At 52.3% G+C, this 616-nt stretch carries 1 rRNA gene; it reads left to right on the top strand.

From position 1 onward, the window contains the following. Positions 1-616, top strand: a 23S ribosomal RNA gene (locus ACYP5B_RS44785); the annotation flags it as partial.

Below are 616 nucleotides of genomic sequence, written 5' to 3'. Positions count from 1 at the left end.
GGGTGACGGCGTACCTTTTGTATAATGGGTCAGCGACTTACATTCAGTGGCAAGCTTAACCGATTAGGGAAGGCGTAGCGAAAGCGAGTCCGAATAGGGCGTTCAGTCGCTGGGTGTAGACCCGAAACCAGACGATCTATCCATGGCCAGGTTGAAGGTGCGGTAACACGTACTGGAGGACCGAACCCACTAACGTTGAAAAGTTAGGGGATGAGCTGTGGATAGGGGTGAAAGGCTAAACAAGTCTGGAAATAGCTGGTTCTCTCCGAAAACTATTTAGGTAGTGCCTCGTGTCTCACCTTCGGGGGTAGAGCACTGTCATGGTTGGGGGGTCTATTGCTGATTACCCCGCCATAGCAAACTCCGAATACCGAAGAGTGCAATCACGGGAGACAGACATCGGGTGCTAACGTCCGGTGTCAAGAGGGAAACAACCCAGACCGCCAGCTAAGGTCCCTAAGATTGGCTAAGTGGGAAACGAAGTGGGAAGGCTAAAACAGTCAGGAGGTTGGCTTAGAAGCAGCCATCCTTTAAAGAAAGCGTAATAGCTCACTGATCGAGTCGTCCTGCGCGGAAGATGTAACGGGGCTAAGCCAGTCACCGAAGCTGCGGATGC

The sequence above is a fragment of the Cupriavidus sp. 8B genome (genome assembly GCF_054589115.1).
This window is presented reverse-complemented; position numbering and strand designations above follow the sequence as displayed.